The sequence below is a fragment of the Amycolatopsis oliviviridis genome, assembly GCF_014654365.1.
GTDB classification, from domain to species: Bacteria; Actinomycetota; Actinomycetes; order Mycobacteriales; family Pseudonocardiaceae; genus Amycolatopsis; species Amycolatopsis oliviviridis.
Genome location: NZ_BNAY01000008.1, coordinates 266,551 through 289,312 on the forward strand (window position 1 = coordinate 266,551; position 22,762 = coordinate 289,312).

Below are 22,762 nucleotides of genomic sequence, written 5' to 3' on the forward strand. Positions count from 1 at the left end.
TGATCCTCCCCCATCCACCGCCCGCCGCGCTCATCCTTTTCGCGGGTAGACGTCCGATGGCGCGGGCGCGTAGGAACGAAGAATGGCTGAGGAAAGGTCCAGACGAGTTTTCCTGTCCACGTCGGCCGCGATTTCGGCGGTCGCGCTCACCGGAGTCCCGGCCGGTGCGGAGGAGCCGGGCGATCGCGGCGCCGGCGAAACCCTCTCACCGCAACGACCCGACGCGGAACTGCGCACGATTCTGCGGGAGATCGACGAACACCGCATCGAGGCCACCGTACGCAGGCTCGCCGCCTTCGGCACACGACACACGTTGTCCTCACAGACCGATCCCGTCCGGGGAATCGGCGCCGCCCGTGACTGGATCTTCGCGGAGATGCGGAAATCCGCGGAACGGTCGGGCGGCCGGATGAAGGTCGAGTTGCAGTCGTACGTGCAGCCACCCGCCCCACCCAGGATCCCCGTCGCCACCACGATCACCAACGTCGTCGCCACCCTGAGCGGATCCACCACACCGGAACGGGTCTACGTCGTGTCGGGTCACTACGACTCGCGGTGTTCGGATCCGCTCGACGCGACAAAGGACGCTCCGGGCGCGGACGACGACTCCTCCGGAGTGGCCGTGACGATGGAGCTCGCCCGGGTGCTGGCCACTCGCCGCCCGGCCGCGACCATCGTGTTCGCGGCGGTCGCGGGCGAGGAGCAGGGCCTGTTCGGCGCACGGCACCTGGCCACGCAGTACAGGACGGCGGGCACGAACGTGCAGGCGATGTTCACCAACGACATCGTCGGTTCGAGCCGAGCGGACGACGGGACCCGCGACCCGCGCACGATCCGCTTGTTCGCCGAGGGCGTGCCGACGTCGGAAACCCCGGCACAGGCCGAGATCCGGCGCTCGGTCGGCGGCGAGAACGATTCGCCGTCCCGCCAGCTGGCCCGGTTCGTACGCTCGGTCGCGGAGAACGACGCGACCGGCATGTCCGTGCGGGTGATCTACCGGCGCGACCGCTATCTCCGGGGTGGCGACCACATCCCGTTCCTGGAGCAGGGTTATCCGGCCGCGCGGTTCACCGAACCGCACGAGGACTACGCGCATCAGCACCAGGATGTCCGGGTGGAGAACGGCAAGCAGTTCGGCGACCTGCCGGAGTTCTGCGACTTCCCGTTCATCGCCAGGGTCGCGCGGGTGAACGCCGCCACGCTGTGGTCGCTGGCGACGGCCCCCGGCACCCCCGAGGACGTCCGGATCCGGACGAACCAGCTGACGAACGACACCGATCTGGTGTGGCGGCGCGGAACCGATCCGGATCTCGCCGGTTACGAGGTCGTCTGGCGGGAGACGACGGAGGCCGAATGGACACACGTGATCGGGGTCGGCGACAAGACCGAGGCTAAAGTGGATCTGTCGAAGGACAACGTGTTCTTCGGTGTCCGCGCGGTCGGGAAGAACGGCCGCCGCGGTCCGGTCGCGTTTCCGACACCTTTGAGCTGATGCCACGATGACAATCACCCCCGACGACCTCGACGCGGCGATCCGGAGTGTGACCGGCGACCTGGGCCAGGCGTCGGGCCGTGACTGGTCGGCCGCACCGGGCACCGGCGACCTGAACGCCTGGCGAACGGCCGAGCACCTCGGCGACTGCCTCGTTTCCTACGCGGGGCTGCTGATCGCTCGGCCGTCGACGCCACGTTTCGTCTGTTTCGAAGCCGTCGCCCACCAGACCGCGACGCCGTCGGAGCTGCTGGAGTTCGTCACCGTCGGCGGCGGCTTCCTGGGCGCCGTCCTCCGAACCTCGGCCCCGGACGTCCGCGCGTATCACCCGAGCGGCCACGCCGACGTCGAGGGCTTCGCCGGTATGGGGTGCGTCGAGGCCCTCGTCCATGGTGAGGACATGGCCAGGGGGCTCGGCGTCACCCTCGATCCGCCACGCGACGTCTGTTCGCGGGTGCTCGCGCGGATGTTCCCGGAGGTCGACGCCGGCGACGTCGATCCCTGGACGGCGTTGCTGTGGGCGACGGACCGGACGGAACTGCCGGGACGCCCCTCCCGTGCCGGCTGGCAATGGCGAGGCGCGCCACTCCACCAAGCGACCGCCTAACCCAGCAGCCGGCTAATCCAGCAGTCGCCGGATGTGCGCGGTCATCACCGCCCCCCAGGATGAAAACGCTGCTGAAAGCGCTTTCTCACGTACCGTAGAATCCGCAGGCGCCGGGGGGGAGGAGGAGCGCGAATGGTCCAACAGGCCCAGAGCACTCTCGGTGACGTCGCGAAGGCGGCCGGGGTCTCACTCGCGACCGCGTCCAGGGTGCTCAACGGCACCGCGAGCGTCGGCCCGGCACTGCGTGACCGGGTCAAACGGGCGGCCGAACGGCTGGCCTACTCCCCCAACGCGCACGCGCAGGCATTGGCCCGTTCCTCCAGCCGCACGGTCGGGGTGATCTGCCACGACGTCGGCGACCCGTATTTCGCCGGTATCGCGCGCGGGGTGATGCGCGCGGCGAACCGCCACGATCTCCAGGTCGTCCTCGGCAGCACGTTCCGCGATCCGGACCGCGAAGCCGCCTACACCTCGATGATGCGCGGACACCGGGTGTGCGCGATGTTGCTGATCGGGTCCGGCTTCGAGGACCGGGAACGGCAGGAGGGCCTGCGCCGGGAGCTGGACCGCTACCGCGCGACCGGCGGCCGGGTCGCGGTGATCAGCAGGCATCGCGGCCTGCGGGCCGACGCGGTTCTGCCGGAGAACCGGGAAGGCGCGGCCGACCTGGCGCGGGCCCTGCTCGGGCTCGGGCACCGCCGGTTCGCCGTGCTGTCCGGTCCCCCGCTGCTCAGCACGGTCGTTGACCGCGTCGAAGGTTTCCTCGAAGCCCTCGCCGACGCGGGCGTCACGGTGGAGCGCGAAGACATCGTCGAGGCCCCTTCACCCGTGACGGCGGTTACGAGGCCGCTCAGCGGCTCATCGGCCGCGGTCTGCGCGCCACCTGCGTCTTCGCCTCGACCGACGTCATGGCCGCGGGTGCGCTCGCGGCCTTGCGCGACCTGACCCCGCCCCTGACCACTGTGGCCCTGCCGCTGGAAGACCTCGGCGAACGGGTGCCGGAACTGGCGATGCTGCCGGAACGCGCCGCCCGGGCCCGGATCGAACGGGTCCGCGGCCACGTCGTCCTGCGCGCAAGCACCGCCCGGCACTCCGACGGTTCCTGACCGTCACCGGAGTCCTACGAGGAGTACGCGGGTACGGCCGATCGGCGCAATTTCGTGGTTGAAGCGTTTGTCACGGCGGAATCCGGGAACTTTTGCGGCATGTCCAGATGGCGAACCACCAGTAGGAGCAACACGGCCGTGCGGGTCATCACCGGCATCGGCGCCCTGTTCGCTTTCATCGAGCTGCTGTACATGGTCATGGTGCTCGCGGGAGCCAACGCGGGCAACGGTTTCTACATCTTCATCCAGGCGCTGGCCAGGCCGCTGGCGTTGTTCTGGCCGGGACTCTTCCCGGTGAGTGACCCGAATCTCGCGGTCATCCTCGACTACGGTCTGGCCGCCGCGTTCTGGGTGATCGTGGCGGGCGTGATCGCCCGTTTCGCGGCCCGCTGACCCCCTGCGGCAGCATCCGGCGTCCCGTTCGGCGACACTGGTCGGATGAGCGAAGGCAGATGGTTCGAGCTGAACCCCCTTCCCGAGCTGTTCGGCCTGGCCGCCGCCGGGCGGGCGCTGCTGCCGAACGTGCCCGTCACCCCGGCCGCGGTGCTGAAGACCGTGACCGAACAGCTGGTCGGGCGGCGGCTGACGGCCAAAGTGGACGGCCACGACGTCGGGCTCACCCTGACCGGGCTCGACTACCAGGCCGACAGCCTCAGCCTGGCCGCCACCGGCCGGATCGGCGACGTCCGCATCGTCGTCGAGGACGTCGACTGGCCGGACACCCCACTGAGTCGCATCACCGTCCTGGCGTCGAACGTCCGCCTTCGTTCACTCCCGTCCCCGGCGGCCATCCCCGAACAGGTGAAGATGGCGATCCGGGTTTCTCCTGAAGTCCTTCAGGCACGGGTGACCGAAGCCCGGCCGGGCATCATCGTGACCCCTGGCAACGACGGGCATTTCCACATCCGCTGGGAAAAACGTCCACGCTGGGGTCATCTCGCCCTGGAGTCCACTGTGGAGGACGACGCCGTCGTGCTCCGGCCGATGTCCGTCCACATCGGACGACGCCGGTTCGGTCCCCCGGCGAGGCTCAAGCCGATCGTGCTGCCCCTGCCGGAACTCCCGCAAGGCATCCGCCTCACCGCGGTCGAGGCGCACGACGGTCACCTGGTCCTGCACGCGCTGGCCGAGGAATGGCCGGAGAAGCTGTCCACCGTCCCGCTCGGCGACCTGCTGGGCTGGGTGACGACGGCGGTGACCACCTTGACCCTGCCCAGGCTCGGCGGCCGATAGCCACACGCGTGACCATCGGCCGCCTGGCGATCAGCTGTGGAGACGTCCTTCGGCGACACGCACCGGAGGCGCGGCAGGTGTCACCGCGGCGCTTTCCGCCTGCGTCCCGGCGGCTGCGGCGGAGGAGGACCGCACGAGCCCGGCGGACTTCCCGCACACCTTCTTCTTCTCGTCCGAGGTCATCTTCTTGCCGACCGTCCTGGTCTGGCCCACGACACCGGGAGCCGGGCCTTCACCGCTGAAGTTCCAGACGTACCACTGGTTGTGGCCCCACCGGCGCTTGTCGTACCACATGTCGTACGAGCCGCTGGCCACCCGCATCACCGGCGAACGGTCCAGGCCCGCCCAGTAGCCCGGGTTCACCTCGATCCGGGTCTCGACGCTTTCGCTGGTCTCCCAGCCCCATTCCTGGCCCCACGTGCGCTTGTAGGCCACCGACCAGTCGACGAGGAATTCGAAGCCCGCGCTCACGCTGATCTCGTTCGACACCGTGTTCTTGCCGCTGCGGGTGTCGCGTTTGCCGATCACCTGGGTGATCTTGTTGGCGCTGCAGTTGTAGACCGTGTCCACCCGGCCCCAGCTGCCGTAGAAGTCCTGTCCGCGCTGGTCGACGTGGGCGTTGCAGGTCTTGGTGGCGCGGCCGCAGTCCTTGAGCAGTTCGGCGCGGGAGGGTCCGCGCGTGTACTTCACCGAGCTGCCGAGGTCGTTCATGTTCGACCCGTAGTTGCCGCTGTCGTTGGCGTACCACTCCTGGGAGCCGCCCTGGTATTCGGCGTGCTCGTACATCGTGATGTAGCAGTTCTGGAAGGTCTGGAACGAGGAGATCTTGTCGTTCCAGTCGCCGAGGAAGCCGAGGTTCTGGCTGGTGCCGTCGGTGCACGGCGACCCGGTGACCGCGAGGCTCGCGCCGCCGAAGTTCCCGTGTTCGTACAGCACGCTGATCACCGTCGCGGAGGCGCCGACCTCACCCGCCGACGCCGCGGCGAGGGATTCGCCGACGCTGCCGAAGCACTTGATCACCCCGGTCGCCGTGTCGGCGACGCAGTGGTCGTCACGCTGCGCGGCGTTCGCCGGGACACCGCCGGCGAGGCACGCCATGACCGCGGCCAGGACGGCCGCCCCGAGTCTGTATCTACGCACGTCTGAACTCCCTGGGAGAAACGGAACGCCGACCAGGACAGGATCGGCGTTACGCAGTCCACCACGGGGAATCCGGCTTGCCCATGCAGAACTACCGGCAGACTGTGCTTCCGCTGACCGGTGATCGGAACACTTTCAGGCCTCGCCCCGCTCGCGCAGATAGCGCGTGTGATCGGCCTGCTGGTGGACATCGCCGGCGTAGAACCGTTCCGCGACGCGGTGCGCCTCGGTCTCCAGCAGCTCCAGTTGCGCAAGGAGTTCCTCGGCCGCGCTGGGCTCGCCGCTCGCCCGCCGTTTGGCGGCGAACCACCACGGCAAGTTGAGGTAGGTCTCCACGGAAAGCGGCAGGTCGGTGCGCGCCGACCGGGTGACAGCGTGCTGGACGTCCGGGTTGGCCGCCCACCGTTCCGGCTTCGACAACAGGTCGTCGAGAATCCCGACGATCCGGCGCACACTGTCCACAGAGGACTCCGGCATCCGCTGCGCCTGCGCGGTCACCTTGCCCACCAGCGAACCGAGGTCCGCACGCAGCTGCCCGGCCTCGGCGACGACGTCCACCGGCACCAGCCGGACACGCTCGGGCGGCGCGAGCAGAGCGAACACCGCGTACAGCCCGGCGACCACCACCGGCCACAGCCCGCCGACGACGCCGGCCAGGTACAGCGCGAGCCCGATCAGCCCGCCGACGCAGCCGGCGAGGTTCTTCGTGGAGCCGAGGTACCGGATCATTGGTAGCCGCGGATTTCCTGGAACACCTTGGGCAGCACGTCACCTCGGGCGTCGAACACGTTGCCGCCGGTGCGTTTCGCGACCTCGCCGAGTTCGGCGGAGTTCCCCTCGCCGAAGATCACGGTGAACACCGGGACCTGCCGCATAGCCTCCGGCAGCGACGGGAACCTCAGCTGGAAATCGGAGAACGTGGCACCGTTCGCGTTCTGCCCGTCGGTCATCAGCACGATCGACGTGAACCGGTCGGGGTCCCGCGCGACCAAAGGTCCCATGATGTCGTACGCGCGCTGGAGGCTGTCGTAGATCGCCGTCCCGCCGTTCGCGTCGAGGCCTTCGGCGAAGGTCTTGATCTTGTCCAGGACGGGCTGCGGGTCGCCTTCGGGCACCGCGAAGGTCTCCGGGCGGCCGGGCACGGTGTCGAACGGCAGCATCGTGACCTCTTCGCGGCTGCGGAACCGGCGATACCGGCCGGTCAGTGACCCGTCGGCGCCGGTCAGCCCGATCAGCGCGGTGCGCAGCGACTCGATCCGGTCGCCCGCCATGGAACCGGAGGTGTCGAGGACGTACAGCGTCCGCGACGGACGCCGGATCTTGTCGAAGTAGGCGCCCAGCAGCGCGTCCACGGCCTGCTGCGTCGCGGGGAACGGCAGCTCCACGAGATCCTTCTGCGCGAACTGCTGTCCTAATGGGACACCTGGGACGACGGGGCGGCGCTGCGTGGTCTCCATGATCTTGCGTTGCGTGTCCGGTGTGCGCAGCCGCTCGGCCAGCTTGCGGTGCGCGTCCCGGGCGTCGGAGTTCGCGCTCTGCAGCAACGTCAGCGGGTAGTCGGCGGTGACGACGCCGTCGGACGGATACACCAGCGTCAGCGGTTCGGGGAGTTTCCCGCTCGCGTTCATCGACAGCAGGACGGACTCGTAGTTGATCAGGCCGTCGACCTTCTTGCCGGGGTCCTGGCCGCTCGCCCGTCGTTGGTAGGCCTCGGAAAGCCAGCCGGACGAGCCCGCCGACATCGCCTGCGCGCTGAAGAACTCGGTCAGTTTCGGGGTGACGGAAGCGATCTGCTGAGCGTCGACGGCGTTGCCCGCGCCCGCGAGCGCGGACGCCACTCCCACCAGCGCCGAGAAACCGGAGTTCGACGCCGACGGATCGGTCATGCCGTAGGTGAAAGCCTTCTTCCCGGCCGCCTCGGCGATTTCTCCCCAGCCGACCGGCCGCCCGGCCCAGCCGAGCCGTTGCGCGGCCGACGCGGACAGGCCGAGCACCACCGGCGAACTCATGATCTTCACCTGCTCGCCCAGCCGTTTCGCCGCCTCCGGAACCGCCGCGGGATACCGGTTCGAGGAGAACCAGACGGCGTCGTACTGGCCGTCCACCTTCCCGTTCGCGAGCGACTCGGTGCCTTCCAGCGTCCCGGTGAACTGGAACTTGACCTTGACCCCGGTCGCCGCCGCTTCCTGCTCCAGCAGCGGTTGCAGGTCCGCCAGCTCACTGCCCGCGAGCACCCGCAAGGTACCCGGCTCGGCCTCCCCCAGGCCCCGCGTCTCCCCCTTGCCCGAATCACAGGAAACCAGCGACAGCGCGCAAACCACGCTGATCGCCAAGACCGTCCAGCGTTTCACGATGCCCCCTCGGCCGTCGCCGTCTCGTGAGACCGGCGCAGATGGTCTTCGGCCCGCCGGATCTCCCCGGACAGTGCCTCCACGGTCACCGCCATCGTCGAGACGGCCCCCGCCTTGTACTCGTCGATAGCGTCGATGCTGCGGTAGATCCGGTCGAACGACTCGCGGATCGTCGCCACCGCGACGGCCGGATCGCTGCCCGCGCGCTGGATCTCCGCGCTGCGCAGTTCCAGCATTTCGGCGTTGGCCTTGAGCTGGCCGTCGGTGGTGGCCTGCACGGCCTGGACCTCGTCGAGGACGTCACGCTGTCCGGCGAGCGCGCCGCTCACCAGCAACGCGACCCGCAGCGCCGCGACCGTGGTCGACACCGCCCGTTCGATCCCGCGGATCAGCTCGTCGTTGTTGCGCCGCACCAGATCCAGCGCGAGATAGCCCTGCGCGCTCACCGCGAGCTGGGTCAGCAGGTCCTGGTGGCGCTGCCGGATCGGGTGCAGCGCGTCGGCCCGCAACCCCTTGGCCCGGGCAGGATCGGTGAAGTCGAAGATGCCCGCCTGGCGATCGACCGCCGTGTCGACGGCCTCGGCGAACGCGGCCGCTTCGGACAGTTTGCCGAGCGTCCCCCACAGCCGTTCCCGTTCGCCCTTGAGCGCGGCGTTGTCGCGGCGCAGGACGTCCTGCCGGGCCCGCAGGTCCAGGACCAGCGCGTTCACCGGTTCGTTGGCCGCGCGGTAGCGGTCCAGCGCCTTCTTCGCGCTGCCCGCGACCGGGATCAGGCCCATCAGCTTGCGGCCGGTGATCGGCAGCTTCGCCGGGTCGATCTCCGCGACGGCCCGCCGGAGCCCGGCCAGGCTCACCGTCGCCTGTTGTCGTGGTGAACCGATTTCCGCCAGCGCCCGGGTCGAACGGTCGAGCAGCGCACCCGCGACGGTCGCCGCAGCGCGCATGTCGGACTCGCCGACCGCGAGCAGCTCGTCCAGGACCCGGGTGAACTCGGGTGAGCGGACGTCGAGCGCTTCGAGCCGCCGGGCGAAACTCTCCGCGCGCTTCGCGACTTCGGCGTGGACCTCCGGGCCGAGGGTGACCAGGCCGGCCGCCCGCTCGGCCGGGATCGCCTCCACCGGTTCGGGTGGAGTGAGCGTGAAATCGTCCATCAGTACCGCTTCTTGACGGCGTCGAGCAGGCGTTCCAGCGTCTCGTACGACGGCGGCTCGACGGCGTCCACCAGATCCGCGGGCACCGGCGCCTTGGCCGCCGCGATGACGTCCGCGAACAACCGCGGGTCCCCGGTGCGGAAACCGAAGGTGGCGGCGAGTTTCCCCAGTTCCGGGTCGGTCGCGAGCAGCCTGCCCACCTGATCGCCGTTCGGTTTCAGCGGGACGAGCGTGTGCTTCGAGTACACCGTCGGCGCCGTGTAGAGCAGGCGCATGTCCGGCCGGATCGAGCCGTCGGCCCGAACGAGCCTGTCGACGAACTGCGACTCGTAGATCAGCGCCATCGGCGTCTTGCCCATGCCCGCGGCGAGGTAGTCCTCGAACGGGCCTTCGGTGCTGTTCTGCGTGTAGCCCTGGTCGATGAACAGCTTCGACACCCCGGGCAGCACCTTCGCCTCGGCCTCGGGCGTGCTGACCACGGTGTTCCCGTTGGCGACGAAGGAAACGATCGACAGGTACATCGCCGCCGAGTTCGATTCACGCGGGTCCGTGGTCGTGACCAGCACGTTCTTGCGGGCCGGGAAGGCGGTGTTGCCGGGCAGCTGGTCCCAGCGGGTGCCGTTGCGCGCGAGTTCGAGGTACTTCGCGACGTCGAGCACCTGGTAGTCACCGGCGCCCTTGCGCACGATCCCGTTGGCGCTCAAGAGGTTCACGATCGGCTCGAAGGTCGCGATCGCCATCGGCGACTGGAACGGCGTGTGCACACCGGTCACCTTGTGGTCGCGCTGGATCCGCTGCGCGGCGGGCGACGAGGACGGGAACGCGAACTCGTACGCGCCGAGGTCCATGCTCGCGATCTGCCGCGACCCCGCGGTGTCCACTTCGACCTTGAGACCGTGTTTGGCGAACGAGTCCGCCACCCGCTTGTCGGAGAAGAACGCCAGCTTCTCCGAACCGATCACCCCGCGCACCGTGGTCAGATCCGTACCCTGCGCGGTGTTCTCGTCACCGCCCCGGCCCCAGACGATCACGGCGACCACGGCCAGCAGCAGCACCACTGCCAGGCCGATCGACAGACGGCGTTTCACCGGCCCACCCCCTCGTTCACAGGCTTGATCCTTCAGCCCGTTCGACTCTTTTGACGCGCGGGCGAGCCATTTCGAAGTGAACGATCGATGAACGGAGGAAGTCGTCAGTTTCTGGCGAAACGTTGGGATGGAAGGGAAATCAGATCACGGACTGCTCCGAGACCGGCAGGCACACGGTGAATCGCGTGTCACCCGGTTCCGAATCGACCCGGAGGTCGCCCTGATGCCGTTCGACGACGATGCGCCAGGAGATGTCCAGGCCGAGCCCGGTCCCCTGGCCCACCGGTTTCGTGGTGAAGAACGGTTCGAAGATCCGCTGCCGCACCTCCGCCGGGATCCCCGGTCCGGTGTCGCCGATCTCGACGTGCACGTGATCGTCGACCCGCGACGTCCGCAGGGTCAGCGTGCCCTCGGTCCCCATGGCGCCGAGCGCGTTGTCGATGACGTTCGTCCACACCTGGTTCAGCTCACCCGCGTACGCCGGGATCCGCGGCACCGTGTGGTCGTACTCCTTCACGACGCGGATGCCCGGCGCGATCTTGCCCGCCAGCATGACAAGGGTGGAGTCGAGTCCTTCGTGGACGTCGATCCACTGGTGCGGCGCGCGGTCCATCTGGGAGTACTGCTTGGCCTTGCCGACCAGCACCGAGATCCGGGTCGTCGAATCCTCGATCTCGCCCATCAGCATCTCGGTTTCGAGCGCGTACGCGAGCCAGCGGACGGCGCCGTCGAGGAAGGTCACCCCGACCGAATCGAGCAGCCGGTCCAGGTCGGGCACGGTCAGCCCGGCTCGAACGTAGATGTCGGCGAGGTCCCAGCCCTGGTCGATGCCGTGGTCCTCGAACCAGTCGCCGATCTCGTCCTCGCGGTCGGCCTGCTGCATCGCGGTCAGCTTCGGCGCCGCGGCGACCTGTTTGACCAGTTGCTCCTGGATCTCCAGCAACTGCTCCAGCAGCGTCGGGTCGACGTTCTTCTTCGCCAGCATCGCGAGTTTGTGCCGCATCCCGGCGACGCGCTCCCGCAGCGACGCCGTCGCGCGGACGGCCGCGGCGGCCGGGTTGTTGAGTTCGTGGGTCAGCCCCGCGGAAAGCTCGCCGAGCGCGAGCAGCCGCCGCCGCGAACCGATCACCGTGTCGCTGTTGCGCCAGCCGAGGTACATGCCCTCCAGCAGATGCGTCGCCATCGGGAACCAGCGGCGGAACTCGGTGGCGAACTCGGCCGCGGGCAGGGTCAGGAAGGTGAGGTCGCTGACCGCGTGCACCGAAGCGCCGTAGGTGTGTTCGGTCTCCTGGTGCACGAAGAACTGCGTCGCACCGCAGTACGCGCCGCGCTGGTCGGACCGGATCGTCTCGACCTCGGTGCCGCCGACGAGCCGCGTCATCCGCAGCGCGCCGGAAAGCAGGAGGTAGAAGCAGGTGGCCGGTTCACCCTCGCGCATGACCGTGGTGCCGCCGGTGTACTGCTCCAGGACGGCGTGCTCGTCGATCCAGTCCAGCTGTTCTTCGCTGAGGTGTTCGAAGAGGAAGAGCCCGCGCAGTTCCTCCCTGGGCAGGACGCTCATTGCTCCTCCAAGTACCGGTGGACCAGGGTGACGGCCATGGCACCTTCGCCGACGGCCGACGCGACGCGCTTCACCGACGCGGCCCGGACGTCGCCCGCCACGAACACGCCGGGGATCGACGACTCCAGGTAGTGCGGGTCGCGGTCCAGCGGCCAGCCCGGCGGCGGGCCGCCATCGGTGAGCAGATCCGGACCGGTCCGCACGAAACCGTGGTCGTCGCGCTGGATCTCCGTGCCGAGCCAGTCGGTGCGCGGCGCGGCGCCGATGAAGATGAACAGGTGGCCGGTCGGCACGGTCTCGGTCGCGCCGCCGTTCTCGCACAGGGTCAGTTGTTCGAGGTGATCGTCGCCGTGCGCCTCGACCACCGTGGTCCGGGTGCGGACGTGGATGTTCCCGATCGCGGCGATCTGCTCGATCAGATAGTGCGACATGGACGCTTCGAGCGACTGGCCGCGGACGAGGATGGTGACGTCGGCCGCGTGCTTGGAGAAGAACACCGCCGCCTGGCCCGCCGAGTTCGCGCCGCCGACGATGTAGACGTGCTCGCCCTTGCACTCGGGTGCCTCGGTGGCGGCCGAGCCGTAGTACACGCCGCGGCCGGCGAGCTCGGCGACGCCAGGAGCCTCCAGCGCTCGGTAGTTGACGCCGCTGGCGAGCACCACGGAATGCGCGGAGATCTCGGTGCCGTCGCCGAACAGGACCACCCGCGCGGAGCCTCGTGCCTCCAGGCCGACGACGTCGCGGGCGGTGAGCACCTCGGCGCCGAACTTGAGCGCCTGCCGCCGCGCGCGGTCGGTGAGCTGCGCGCCGGAAACGCCGTCCGGGAAGCCGAGGTAGTTCTCGATGCGGGAGCTGGTGCCCGCCTGCCCGCCGGTGGCCTTGCGCTCGACGATCACCGTCCGCAGGCCCTCCGACGCGCCGTACACGGCCGCCCCGAGTCCGGCGGGCCCGCCGCCGATGACAATCAGGTCGTAGAACTCCTGCGCGGGGCGCGTGGACAGGCCGACGGCGTCGGCGAGTTCGGGTCCGGACGGCTGGCGCAGCACCGTGCCGTCGGGCGTGACCAGCACCGGGATGTCCTGGGGTGCCGCGTCCGCCGCGTCGAGGATCCGGCGGCCCTCGTCGTCGTCGACGGAGTACCAGCGGTACGGCACGGCGTTGCGGGCCAGGAAGTCGCGCAGGTGGAACGACGGCGACGAGTACCGGTGGCCGATGAGCTTGATCTCGTCGACCGGCCGCTCCCCCACCGCGCGCCAGGTCTCCACCAGGGCGTCGATGACCGGGTAGAGCTTCTCCTCCGGCGGGTCCCACGGCTTGAGGAGGTAGTGGTCTACGTCGACGACGTTGATCGCCTGGATCGCGGCGTCGGTGTCGGCGTACGCGGTCAGCAGCGCGCGGCGCGCGTTCGGGAACAGGTCCATCGCCTTCTCGAGGAAGACGATGCCGTCCATCTGCGGCATCCGGTAGTCGGCGAGGATCGCGGCCACGGCGTCGCCGCGCAGCTTGATCTCGCGCAGGGCTTCGAGGGCGTCGGCACCGGAATCGGCCCGGATGATCCGGTAGTCCTTCCCGTACCGTTTGCGCAGGTCGCGGGCGACCGAACGGGACACGGCGGGATCGTCGTCGACGGTCAACAGGATCGGCTGGCTCACCGGTTCAGCCTAAGCGATCCGGCGTAGCGTCGGGGCGGTGATCATCGAGGCGGAGCGCGTGCTCCACGACCGTGCCGTCGTCGCGTGCGAAGCGGCCACTGCCGCGGGACTCCCCGGCCGTTTCGAAGCGTGGCGTGAAGACGGGCTGTTCGTGGTGCTGGCCACCGCGCCGGAACTGGGCTTCCTGCGCACGATCTCCGGCGTCACCGTCGAGAACCTGCCGTCGGCCATCCGGCTCGCCGGCGCCTCGTGCTGGGACGGGGACCGGCCGACGCTCGTGCTCCCGCCGGGCTTGAACCCGACCGGTCTCGTGCCCGTCGCCGTCCGCCCGATCGCGATCCTCCCGCTCGCCGACCTCCCTCCGACGGCTGCGGACGTCGACGACTCACCCGACATCGACGTGTTCCTCCGCATCCTGCTCGAAGGGTACGAAAGCGGCGGCGCCGTAACGGAGTTCATCGCCGCCGAGCACCGCGATCCGCGCATCCGGCGGTCTCTGCTCGTCGAGAACGGTGTGCCGATCTCCGCGGCGGCCATGAGCTCGCACGGGCCCGGCGTCCTTCTCGGCGGCTCGGCCACGCCGCGGGCCCATCGCGGCAAAGGCGCACAGGCCCGGCTGCTCCTCCACGGGCTGGCCGCGGCCGCCCGGGAAGGGCACCGCTTCGCCGTCGCGACCGCCGTAGAGGGCTCGCCGAGCCTGTCGAACCTCAGCCGCGCCGGGGCGCGGGTCCACTTGCGACAAGCTTTCAGGCTTGGGTGAGTTTTCGCAGCCGGAAGGCCAGGACGAGCAGCATGATGCCGTACAGCAGGGCGTAGATCCCGACCAGCAGCGCGATCCCGTAGGCGCCGGCGATCGGGTTGATCACGATCACGATGCCCGCGATCAGCGAAAGCGCGCCCGCCGCGATGAGGAAGGCCTCGCCCTCGATCTGCTTGCGCAGCCGGATCGCGGCGACGATCTCGACGATGCCGGTGAAGATCGCCCAGAACCCGACGAGGAAGGCCAGCACCAGGACGGTGATCCCCGGCCAGAGCAGGACCAGGACACCGGCGGCGATGCCGAGCACGCCGAGGACTCCGTAAGCGGCGCGATGGGCGGCGTCACCCGGCCGGAAGGCCTGCATCAGGCCGCCGATGCCGTCGATGATCGCGTAAATGCCGTAGATGATCGCGAGGGCCAGGACGGTGGCGCCCGGCCAGATGAGCGCGAGCACGCCGAACAGGATGGCGAAAACCCCGCGGACGGCGGCCAGCGGCCAGGCCAGGCGGGGTTCGACGACGGTGAGACCGACGAGAGGCATGCCCCGAGTATCGGAGCGCCCGGAGACGAGCGCGCGGCATGCCACCCGGAGGGGTGAAAGGCCGGTGCGCGCCGCGACCGCCATCACGGCGCGCACCGGGGTCCATCAGGGATAGGCGACCAGGTTCGCCACGTTCGAACCCGAATTCGCCGGTCCGCCGCGGTCGTTGACGACCCGGCTGATGGTCCCGTTCCCGCCGAGGGAGACGGCGACCATGCTGCGGAACCGGACGTTCGGGTTGTTCGGCGCCTCGATCGCGCGATCCGCGACCACACTCGGATTCACGTTGAAGAAGCAGTAACTCCCGAGCCCGTACGCCTCGTGGTTCGTCACCGAGTTCGCCACTTTGTAGGCCGCGTAACCCCGCGTCGAACCGTTCATCCACGCGGCCTGATTCGGTGGGTCGTAAGGCATTTCGTTCTGGTAGAAGTACGTCCGGCCGCGGTTTCCGTTCCAGAGCGTCTGGTACTTCTGGTAGTGCTCGACGAACAGGCCGTACATCGTGACGTCGTCGCCGTCGACGATCAGGCCGGTGTCGGCGGTGTTGGTGTTCCAGCCGACGCCGCTGCCGTGGTCGGCGCGCCAGATCCACAGGTGGTCGCCGATGACGTCGTCACTGTTGACCACCAGGCTGTTCGTGGCCTTGCCGACGCCCGCCCCACCGACGCGGAAGAACACGTCGTGCAGCGAAGTCGGGTTGGCCGCGTGATCCTGCGCGGAGTTCGCGGGACCGACCTCCATCAGCGTGTTCGAGTTCGTGGTGCCCGCGTCGATCAGCACGCCGGCGACCTTGACGCCGTCGACGTCGGCCACCGTCATCGCGGTGATGCCGTTGTCCGGGATCAGCGTGGCCAGGCCGAGTCCGAGCACGACGGTGTCCGGCCGGGTCACGCGGAGCGTCTCGTTGAGGTGGTAGACGCCCGGGGTGATCAGGAGGTCCTTGCCCTCGGCGAGCGCCGCGTTGATCTGCGACGCCGTCGTGCCGGGCTTCGCGATGAAGAACCGGCTGATCGGCAGCGACGAACCCGGCTGGTTGCCGTCCCACGTGATGCCCGAGGCATTGGTGCGCGTGGACGGCACGAACACCTGGTACGCGCCCGCGCCGTCGACGTAGAGGAACGGCTTCTCCCGCACGACCGGCGTCGTGTTCACCGTGGTGTACGGCGGATTCGGGAAACTGGTCGACGGCGCGCCGTTGACTCCGGCGAACACCATGTTCCAATTCGAGCCGCTCCAGCTGCCGAACTGCGAGTTGCGCGAGATCCACTGCTGCTGCGAGCCGGACCGCACCTGGCCGTCGACCTTGACGTCGGACATCCAGCCGCCGCTGGACCACCCTCCGTCGTCGAGCTGCAGGTTGCCGCGGACGTGCATGCGACGGTAGGGCGCGGCCTGCGAAACGGCCCAGCGGTCGGTGCCGCCGTTGGGGTTCACGGACAGGTTTTCCGCGCCACGCCAGAAGTTCTGCGTCGCGTTGCCCTGGAACCAGTCGGCCTCCGCGTGCACCGCGCCGTTGATCGTCACGTTGTCCGGTGAGAGGCCGAGCCCGAGCACCTGCGTGTAGAACCCGACGTTGACGTCGACGTTGTACGAGCCCGGTTTGAACAGCAGCGCCTTCCGGTTCGTGCCGAACTGGTTGGTCTCCTGCTGCGAGAACACGCTGTTGACCTGGGACTGGATCGCCGATTGCGACATACCGGGGTCGAAGACGAGCACGTTCGGCCCGAGGTCGGGATTGGCGGTGCCGGTGACCGGCGTGAGCCGGAAGGACTGGGCGCCGGATCCGTTGCAGGAATACTGCTGGAGCTGGGTGCTGTCCTGGGTCGAGAGGCCCGGGATGTCGAGGCACCTGCCGCTGTTGCGGCTCACGAAGTGATACGCCCCACCGGGTTCCTCGACCGGCTGCCACTGCTGGTTGTTCCCGCCGCCGTAGGCCCACAGGTGGATGAGCCCGCCGTCGGCCGTCGACACCTCGGCGACGTCCCACACCTGCGCCGGGTTGTTGCGCGTGTTGACCCGGTAGTAGCCGCCCGAGGTCGGCTGGAACTGCCACTGCTGAGAGAAGGTCTGGTTGCAGGCGTACTGCTGGACGACCGTCCCGTTGGCCGACCCGGCGGCACGCGCGTCCACGCATTTCCCGCTCGTGGTCGTCACCGTGTACCAGGTATCGGGAACGATGGCCGCCTGCGCCGCCGGAGCCACCACGATCAGCGCTCCGACCAGGGAAAACAGGGCTATCAGGGCTGCTCTGGCCCTCATCAGGACCTCCTCCGCGTCAGTGAGCAGGGCGAGCTGAGGCGGAGCCCAGTGGAGACGCGGCGTAGCGGGCGGGGACCTCGGCGTCACGATGGTCGAAAACGTAACGGCGGTCACACGCGGAGTCAATACACGTCTAAAAATAAGTCTCAAAGATGCAGGTCAACACCGTTTCCGGCGATCGGGACCGCGTAGAGTGACCCCCGCGTGAACGGCCCTCGCGAGCGGTGTAATGTATGGACACACGAGATGCGGAGTACAACTTCGCTCCGGGGCTATGGCGCAGCTGGTAGCGCACCTCACTGGCAGTGAGGGGGTCAGGGGTTCGAGTCCCCTTAGCTCCACAGTGACGAAACACCGCCCACTCGGCAGACTTGCTGAGGTAGGGCGGTTTTTTCGTTACGCCTCACTTTGGGAATTGACGCGGCGAACTGCAGTCACTGTTCAGTAGCTGGAGCAAGTGTTCTCAGCCTTATGTGTTGGCGCGGATTCGCTACGTGCACCCGCGCCAACACATCGGCTTTCGCACCGGAAGACCTACCCGGAGCAGGCAACGGATGTTCAGCGACTCCGGCTTACCGCGAGCGTGTCAGCCAAGGCAGTCCTGGACGGCCTTGCTCAGGTTCGCCGCCCGAGTGTCGTCGGGCCGGTAGTTCCAGAGGTTCGTGACGTAGCCGAAGCCGACACCGGCGTCCGGGTCAGCGAAACCGATCGACCCTCCGGAGCCGGGGTGGCCGAACGAACCAGGACCGAGCATGGGCAGGGCCGGGCAGGCGCGCCAGAACCCGAGGGACATGTTGAAGGAGCGGTCGGCCGGGATGTCCAGTCCTGGCGGCAGCCCGTACATCGTGGTCTTGTCCGTCTGGATCTCCGTCATCGTCTCGACCGTCGGAGGGTCGAGCAGCCGGACGCCGTCGACGTCGCTGACGGTGGCGGCGTACATCCGTGCCAGCGATCCCGCGTCGGCGAGCATGTTCGCGGCCGGGAATTCCGCCGCGCGCCAGGCACGAGTGCGGAAGTAGCCGGTCGCTGGATCCAGGGCACCGCCGAGCACACCGGCCCGGATCTGGACCGCGTCCGGGGTCCACATGGACTCGACCCAGGCGGTGACCGTCTCCTCGTCGAGCCCGGTCGTCGCGATCATGCCGGCGAGCAACTCCTCCACGGTGAACGGAGCGGCGTCTTCGAACCGGGCCACCCTTGGCTCTTCTTCCTCGGGCAGCCCGATCCAGGCGCTCAGCCCGAGCGGTGCGGCCACCTCCTCGGCGAAGAACGTGCCGAGCGACTTGCCGGTGATCCGACGGACGATTTCCCCGACGAGGTACCCGTATGTGACGGCGTGGTAGACGTGCTCGGTACCCGGTCGCCACAACGGTTTCTGTGCCTCGATCGCCCGAGTGACCGGGTCCCAGGCACAAGCCTGCTCGAAGGTCAGCGGTCCGTCGACGATCGGCAACCCGGCCTGGTGCGACAGCAGCCAGCGCACCAGGATCTCGTCCTTGCCCGCGGAACCGAATTCCGGCCAGTAGCGGACCACCGGGGCGTCCAGATCCAGCTCACCGCGCTGCACCAGCAGATGCGCGCAGATCGCGGCGGCGCCCTTCGTCGTCGACGCGACCTGGACGATCGTGTCCTTGCCCCACGGCCGGTTCGCCTCCCGATCGGCGAGGCCGCCCCACAGATCGACGACGGGACGGCCGCCCAGGTAAACGCTGCACGCGGCGCCGATCTCCCCTGGGGTTCCGTCGAAGTTCGCGCGGAACGCGTCGGCGACCTTCCCCCAGCCGTCCTCGACATGACCGCCGAAGTGCGGTCCGGTGGTCTCGTTCGTCATGGTCTTGTTCCTTCCGGAAAGTCAAATACCGGGCTCCGAGTTCGGCTGCCCGATGTCCACGATCACCTCCTGCACTGACACCGGGCAGTCACGGCGCTGACACGCACGCGGCGGTGTGGCGATTTCAGTGCCCTGGATAGCCGGATCGCGCACCGGCTTCCGGGACCTGTTGTCCCGAAAGCCGATCAGCCGGCGCCAGGACAGCAGAGAATGGTGTGACCACCACCTCGACGAAACCCACCAGAGAAAGTGAGACCTGTCGTGGCCGACCACAAAGCCGATGGCATGTGGGATCTGATCGTGACACCCTGGCACCTCGACGAACACATCCCGGCCTTCCCGATCCCCGCTGCCGCGACTCAGGTCGGCTTCCCCGCGCTCCCCGCCGGAACGGTTCCCGCCCGGATGAGCCTGCTGCACCAAGCCGCCCGCGACGCGGTGACACTGGCCGCCCGCCCCTTGGTGCTCTCCGGTGACTGCCCCACCTCGCGCGCGGCGGTGGCCGGGCTGCAGCGCCGCCACCGCGACCTGGCCGTGCTCTGGCTGGACGCCCACGGCGACTTCAACAGCCCTGCCATCTCGACCAGCGGCTACATCGGCGGCATGGCGCTGGCCATGCTGACCGGCCGCACCCCTGGCCTGTTCGGCGACACACTCGCCCTGTCCCCCATCCCCGACACCAGCGTCGTGCTCGCCGACGCCCGCGACCTCGACCCGGCCGAGCGCGATGCCCTGACCGCCAGTCGCGTCCGCCGCGTGCCTGCCGATCCCGTCGAGATCGCCTCCGCCCTCAACCAGCTCGGCGACGTCCCCGTCTACCTCCACCTCGACATCGACGTCATCGACGGCGCTCAACTGCCCGGCGCGCGTTTCCCCTCCGGCCCCGGCCCGTCCCTCGGCCAGATCGAAGAATGCCTGGCCGCCGCCTGCGCAACCGCCGACATCGCCGCCGCCTACCTCGCCTGCGCCTGGCTCCCCGGACACGCCGGCGACCAGACCAGCCGCCAGACCATGACCCGCCTCACCACAGCACTCGGCGCCGGCCTGGAATGGCCCGACACCTGGCCCGGGAAACACCGGATCGGGTGACCGCAGTGCCGACCTAAGCCCAGCGGACTCGGGCACGTCATATTTTCCTTACCCCTCAATAAGTACACAGTCACCTCCGCGCACGGCAGTGCTCAATGAAGAGAGGGCATAAGCCAACGTCCTGTCATGCCGACGAGAGCGCGATCCAGCGGCGGTAGCGGGCATGATCGGCATCCAGGGCTGTCGAGTTCGAAGCGAATGTGGCCATGGGTTGGTCTTCAGAGGATCTACTCTTGAGGCAGGACATCGAGAATGGAACGTCAGAGGGCAAGCTGATGGCGACACGGCTAAGCGGCCGATGGAAGCTCGGTCAGGAACCGAAAAGGGCGCGGATTCCGCCCAGTGTGGTGAATCTGGCCCATAGGTCACTGTCGGGCGAGTGCAGGATCTGCCCGGTGATCAGCAGTTCGAGGAAGGCGCTGTGCAGGTCTGGCCGCTTGCTGCGGCCGGCCTCCATCCGGGCTGTGGTGATTCGGTAGCCACCTTCGCAAGGGGCGAAGACGGCGTCGTAGACACACTGCCCGGCTCCGGCGCGATAGAGGGACAGCCGGTCGCCTTCGACCAGCGCCACCCATTTGTCGTCCATGTCCTTCTCCTGTAGTCCCAGCCTGATCCGCTCCCATTCCGAGCTGGTCCACAACCGCTGCGGAGCGGGCAGCTCGCGGGGGTTGGCGATCGGCAGCAAGGCGTGTTTGAACGAGGCTCGGGTCACGGGTTGAGACATGCGGTGAGGGTACTTCGGTGACACGGCAGCACCCCGCAGTGACCATCGTGGTTGTCCACGGATCGCCTGCTGACCGCGGTCCGGTGGTCGACCCAGTCGTAGGTGTGGACACAGCCGGGCTGGACATGCAACTCGCAGGGTTCATCGAGACACCCCTCTGTCCATAGTGGAGAAGGAGAACACTGTGTCCCTGGGGCACACTCAAGCCGACTCGCTCTTACTTCCTAAGTATTAAACGGCCTCATCCTCGCAGAGGGCGCGCGAGGAACGATCCGGTTTTAGGATCGGATCACCAGACGATCAAGCGCCCGGCGCGAACTGTGCCGCTGGGGCACACGCAATCCGATCGGGGGACAGATTGTCTTCCGTCGCCGTCGAAATGATTGTCTGGACCACGCTTGATCCACGAATCAGTGGACGCCCGCCGTCATCGGCCACAGGAGGAACCATGATCGAGGCGATCGGCCTCACCAAACGCTACGGGAACACGGTCGCCGTGCGGAACCTGTCGTTCACCGTCAAGCCCGGCAAGGTCACCGGGTTTCTCGGCCCGAACGGGGCGGGCAAGTCGACGACCATGCGCATGGCGCTCGGCTTGGACAACCCCACTTCCGGCGAGGTCCGGATCGACGGCGAGAAGTATCGCGACCTGAAGTACCCGTTGCGCAAGATCGGCGCGCTGGTGGATCCGAAGTGGGTGCACCCCAACCGCTCGGCGCGGGCGCATCTGGCTTGGATGGCGCGTTCCAACGGCATCCCCGGCCGCCGGATCGACGAAGTCCTCGACACGGTCGGCCTGAACTCGGTGGCGGGCAAGAACGTCGGCGGGTTCTCGCTGGGCATGTCCCAGCGTCTGGGCATCGCCGGCGCGCTGCTCGGCGACCCCGAGATCCTGATGTTCGACGAACCGGTCAACGGGCTCGACCCCGAGGGCATCCTCTGGATCAGGACTCTCATGCACCGCCTCGCCGACGAGGGCCGCACGGTGTTCGTGTCCAGCCACCTGCTCTCCGAGATGGCGCTGACCGCGACCGAACTGGTCGTCATCGGCCGGGGCGAACTGATCTCCCAGTGCAGCACCACTGAATTCGTGGCCAGGGCGTCTGACAACTCCGTCCGCGTCCGCGGCCCGCATTTGCCCCAGCTGCGCAGGTTGCTCGCCGGAACCGGCGCGAGGATCGACGACTTCAGCGACGACGCCGGTGCCGCGCTCATCGTGTCCGGAATGGACAGTGAGCGCATCGGCGAAGCGGCGGCGGCCAACGGTTTGGTCCTGCACGAACTGAGTCCGCAGCGTGGCTCGCTCGAGCAGGCGTTCATGCAGCTCACCGGCGATTCCGTGCAGTACCAGAGCGATCTGGACGGCAACGCGCCCGATCGGGTCCTGGCCACCGGGAACAACTGACTTCGAAGGGATTTTCACCCATGACACTGCTCGCCGTCGAACGCATCAAACTGTTCTCCACCCGCTCGCCGTGGTGGTGCATGTTCGCCGCCTTGGTGGTCACCGTCGGCATCGCGGCGGTGATGAGCGCGGCCTCCGACTCCGTCACCATCTCCGGCAGCCAGACCGGCTACACCTTCGGCATGGCCGTGGTCATGGTGCTCGCCGCGCTCGCCGTGACCACCGAGTACCGCTTCGGCACCATCCGAACCACCTTTCAGGCCGTCCCCCGTCGCGGCGCGGCGCTCACGGCCAAGGCCGTGGTCGCCGGTCTCCTCTCGGCCTTCATCGGCCTGCTGGCGGGCTTCGGTTCCTGGGCGATCGCGAAACTGCTCTCGCCCGGCGCCGACCTCGCGCTGAACAGCACCGACCGGTGGATCAACGTCGCCGGGATCAGCGTGGTCTACGGGCTCGCGGCGGTCATCGCGGTCGCCGTCGGCATCCTCGTCCGGCAGAGCGCAGGCGCGGTGTCGTTGCTGCTGATCTACATGCTGGCGGTGGAAAACCTCGTCCGGGTGATCCCCACCGTCGGGGACAAGATCTACGCCTGGCTGCCGTTCACCGTCGCGGACCGGTTCATCAGCGGCACCGGCCAGTCGACGTCGAGTTCCCCGCTCAGCCCGGGCTGGGCTTTGGCCTATTTCGCCGGTGTCGCGGTGGTATTCCTCGCGATCGCCATCGCGGTGGCGAAAAAACGGGACGCGTGAACGGCGCCCGGCACCAGTGACGTGGT

At 68.5% G+C, this 22,762-nt stretch carries 19 protein-coding genes, 1 tRNA gene and 1 pseudogene; 10 read left to right on the plus strand and 11 right to left on the minus strand.

Going from position 1 to position 22,762, the window contains the following annotated elements; translation table 11 throughout:
- Nucleotides 1-82 precede the first annotated feature (82 nt).
- The 5 genes and pseudogenes from IE302_RS31250 to IE302_RS31270 all read left to right on the plus strand — a co-directional run bounded on the left by IE302_RS31250 (nucleotide 83) and on the right by IE302_RS31270 (nucleotide 4,438).
- A complete protein-coding gene (locus IE302_RS31250) occupies nucleotides 83-1,492 on the plus strand; it encodes a M20/M25/M40 family metallo-hydrolase (RefSeq protein ID WP_191258025.1) in 1,410 nt (469 codons plus the stop codon).
- Between the two features lie 7 nt (nucleotides 1,493-1,499).
- Nucleotides 1,500-2,099, plus strand: coding sequence for a maleylpyruvate isomerase mycothiol-dependent enzyme family protein (locus IE302_RS31255; RefSeq protein WP_191258026.1), 600 nt, complete (start codon nucleotides 1,500-1,502; stop codon nucleotides 2,097-2,099).
- Nucleotides 2,100-2,231: 132 nt separating this feature from the next.
- A pseudogene (locus tag IE302_RS31260) lies at nucleotides 2,232-3,205 on the plus strand (LacI family DNA-binding transcriptional regulator).
- Nucleotides 3,206-3,343: 138 nt separating this feature from the next.
- Nucleotides 3,344-3,598 (plus strand): hypothetical protein, encoded by a 255-nt coding sequence (locus IE302_RS31265; RefSeq protein WP_191258214.1) that lies wholly within the window; start codon nucleotides 3,344-3,346, stop codon nucleotides 3,596-3,598.
- A gap of 45 nt (nucleotides 3,599-3,643) precedes the next feature.
- Nucleotides 3,644-4,438 carry an LmeA family phospholipid-binding protein gene (locus tag IE302_RS31270; protein WP_191258027.1) on the plus strand — a complete coding sequence of 265 codons (795 nt, stop codon included), beginning with the start codon at nucleotides 3,644-3,646 and terminating at the stop codon, nucleotides 4,436-4,438.
- A 30-nt stretch (nucleotides 4,439-4,468) separates the two neighbouring features.
- Here the strand turns inward: IE302_RS31270 and IE302_RS31275 are convergent, their stop codons facing one another.
- The 7 genes from IE302_RS31275 to IE302_RS31305 all read right to left on the minus strand — a co-directional run bounded on the left by IE302_RS31275 (nucleotide 4,469) and on the right by IE302_RS31305 (nucleotide 13,381).
- Entirely contained in the window at nucleotides 4,469-5,578 is a 1,110-nt protein-coding gene (locus IE302_RS31275; RefSeq protein WP_191258028.1) for a peptidase inhibitor family I36 protein, read from the minus strand.
- A 135-nt stretch (nucleotides 5,579-5,713) separates the two neighbouring features.
- Nucleotides 5,714-6,307, minus strand: coding sequence for a hypothetical protein (locus IE302_RS31280; RefSeq protein ID WP_191258029.1), 594 nt, complete (start codon nucleotides 6,305-6,307; stop codon nucleotides 5,714-5,716).
- The gene (locus tag IE302_RS31285) at nucleotides 6,304-7,929 is read right to left on the minus strand and encodes a VWA domain-containing protein (protein WP_191258030.1); all 1,626 of its coding nucleotides are present in this window, start codon (nucleotides 7,927-7,929) and stop codon (nucleotides 6,304-6,306) included. The genes IE302_RS31280 and IE302_RS31285 overlap by 4 nt, the downstream gene beginning before the upstream one ends.
- Entirely contained in the window at nucleotides 7,926-9,080 is a 1,155-nt protein-coding gene (locus IE302_RS31290) for a toxic anion resistance protein (protein WP_191258031.1), read from the minus strand. Before IE302_RS31290 ends, IE302_RS31285 begins: the two co-directional genes overlap by 4 nt.
- A complete protein-coding gene (locus IE302_RS31295; protein ID WP_191258032.1) occupies nucleotides 9,080-10,168 on the minus strand; it encodes a hypothetical protein in 1,089 nt (362 codons plus the stop codon). The genes IE302_RS31290 and IE302_RS31295 overlap by 1 nt, the downstream gene beginning before the upstream one ends.
- Nucleotides 10,169-10,307: 139 nt before the next feature.
- Nucleotides 10,308-11,729, minus strand: coding sequence for an ATP-binding protein (locus IE302_RS31300; RefSeq protein ID WP_191258033.1), 1,422 nt, complete (start codon nucleotides 11,727-11,729; stop codon nucleotides 10,308-10,310).
- Complete coding sequence (locus IE302_RS31305) at nucleotides 11,726-13,381, minus strand: NAD(P)/FAD-dependent oxidoreductase (RefSeq protein ID WP_191258034.1); 1,656 nt, start codon at nucleotides 13,379-13,381, stop codon at nucleotides 11,726-11,728. The genes IE302_RS31300 and IE302_RS31305 overlap by 4 nt, the downstream gene beginning before the upstream one ends.
- Nucleotides 13,382-13,418: 37 nt before the next feature.
- Here IE302_RS31305 and IE302_RS31310 point away from each other — a divergent pair, with 37 nt between their 5' ends.
- Nucleotides 13,419-14,141: a hypothetical protein gene (locus IE302_RS31310; protein ID WP_191258035.1), complete on the plus strand. Its 723-nt coding sequence runs from the start codon at nucleotides 13,419-13,421 to the stop codon at nucleotides 14,139-14,141.
- Here the strand turns inward: IE302_RS31310 and IE302_RS31315 are convergent.
- A complete protein-coding gene (locus tag IE302_RS31315) occupies nucleotides 14,128-14,682 on the minus strand; it encodes an HdeD family acid-resistance protein (RefSeq protein WP_005153225.1) in 555 nt (184 codons plus the stop codon). The two genes, IE302_RS31310 and IE302_RS31315, sit on opposite strands and share 14 nt — an antisense overlap.
- 105 nt (nucleotides 14,683-14,787) lie before the next feature.
- Complete coding sequence (locus IE302_RS31320) at nucleotides 14,788-16,941, minus strand: RICIN domain-containing protein (RefSeq protein WP_191258036.1); 2,154 nt, start codon at nucleotides 16,939-16,941, stop codon at nucleotides 14,788-14,790.
- Between the two features lie 268 nt (nucleotides 16,942-17,209).
- Here IE302_RS31320 and IE302_RS31325 point away from each other — a divergent pair.
- Nucleotides 17,210-17,282 (plus strand) — tRNA-Ala (locus tag IE302_RS31325).
- A gap of 245 nt (nucleotides 17,283-17,527) precedes the next feature.
- Here the strand turns inward: IE302_RS31325 and IE302_RS31330 are convergent.
- The gene (locus IE302_RS31330) at nucleotides 17,528-18,772 is read right to left on the minus strand and encodes a serine hydrolase domain-containing protein (protein ID WP_191258037.1); all 1,245 of its coding nucleotides are present in this window, start codon (nucleotides 18,770-18,772) and stop codon (nucleotides 17,528-17,530) included.
- Between the two features lie 261 nt (nucleotides 18,773-19,033).
- On the opposite strand from IE302_RS31330, the gene IE302_RS31335 reads away from it, so the two are divergent.
- Nucleotides 19,034-19,861: an arginase family protein gene (locus IE302_RS31335; RefSeq protein ID WP_229908041.1), complete on the plus strand. Its 828-nt coding sequence runs from the start codon at nucleotides 19,034-19,036 to the stop codon at nucleotides 19,859-19,861.
- A gap of 310 nt (nucleotides 19,862-20,171) precedes the next feature.
- Here IE302_RS31335 and IE302_RS31340 read toward each other — a convergent pair whose 3' ends face one another.
- Nucleotides 20,172-20,585, minus strand: coding sequence for a hypothetical protein (locus tag IE302_RS31340; protein WP_191258038.1), 414 nt, complete (start codon nucleotides 20,583-20,585; stop codon nucleotides 20,172-20,174).
- Nucleotides 20,586-21,033: 448 nt separating this feature from the next.
- On the opposite strand from IE302_RS31340, the gene IE302_RS31345 reads away from it, so the two are divergent.
- Together IE302_RS31345 and IE302_RS31350 are read left to right on the plus strand one after the other, a co-directional pair.
- The gene (locus IE302_RS31345; protein ID WP_191258039.1) at nucleotides 21,034-21,990 is read left to right on the plus strand and encodes an ABC transporter ATP-binding protein; all 957 of its coding nucleotides are present in this window, start codon (nucleotides 21,034-21,036) and stop codon (nucleotides 21,988-21,990) included.
- A gap of 20 nt (nucleotides 21,991-22,010) precedes the next feature.
- Complete coding sequence (locus IE302_RS31350; RefSeq protein ID WP_191258040.1) at nucleotides 22,011-22,736, plus strand: ABC transporter permease; 726 nt, start codon at nucleotides 22,011-22,013, stop codon at nucleotides 22,734-22,736.
- Nucleotides 22,737-22,762: the final 26 nt, after the last annotated feature.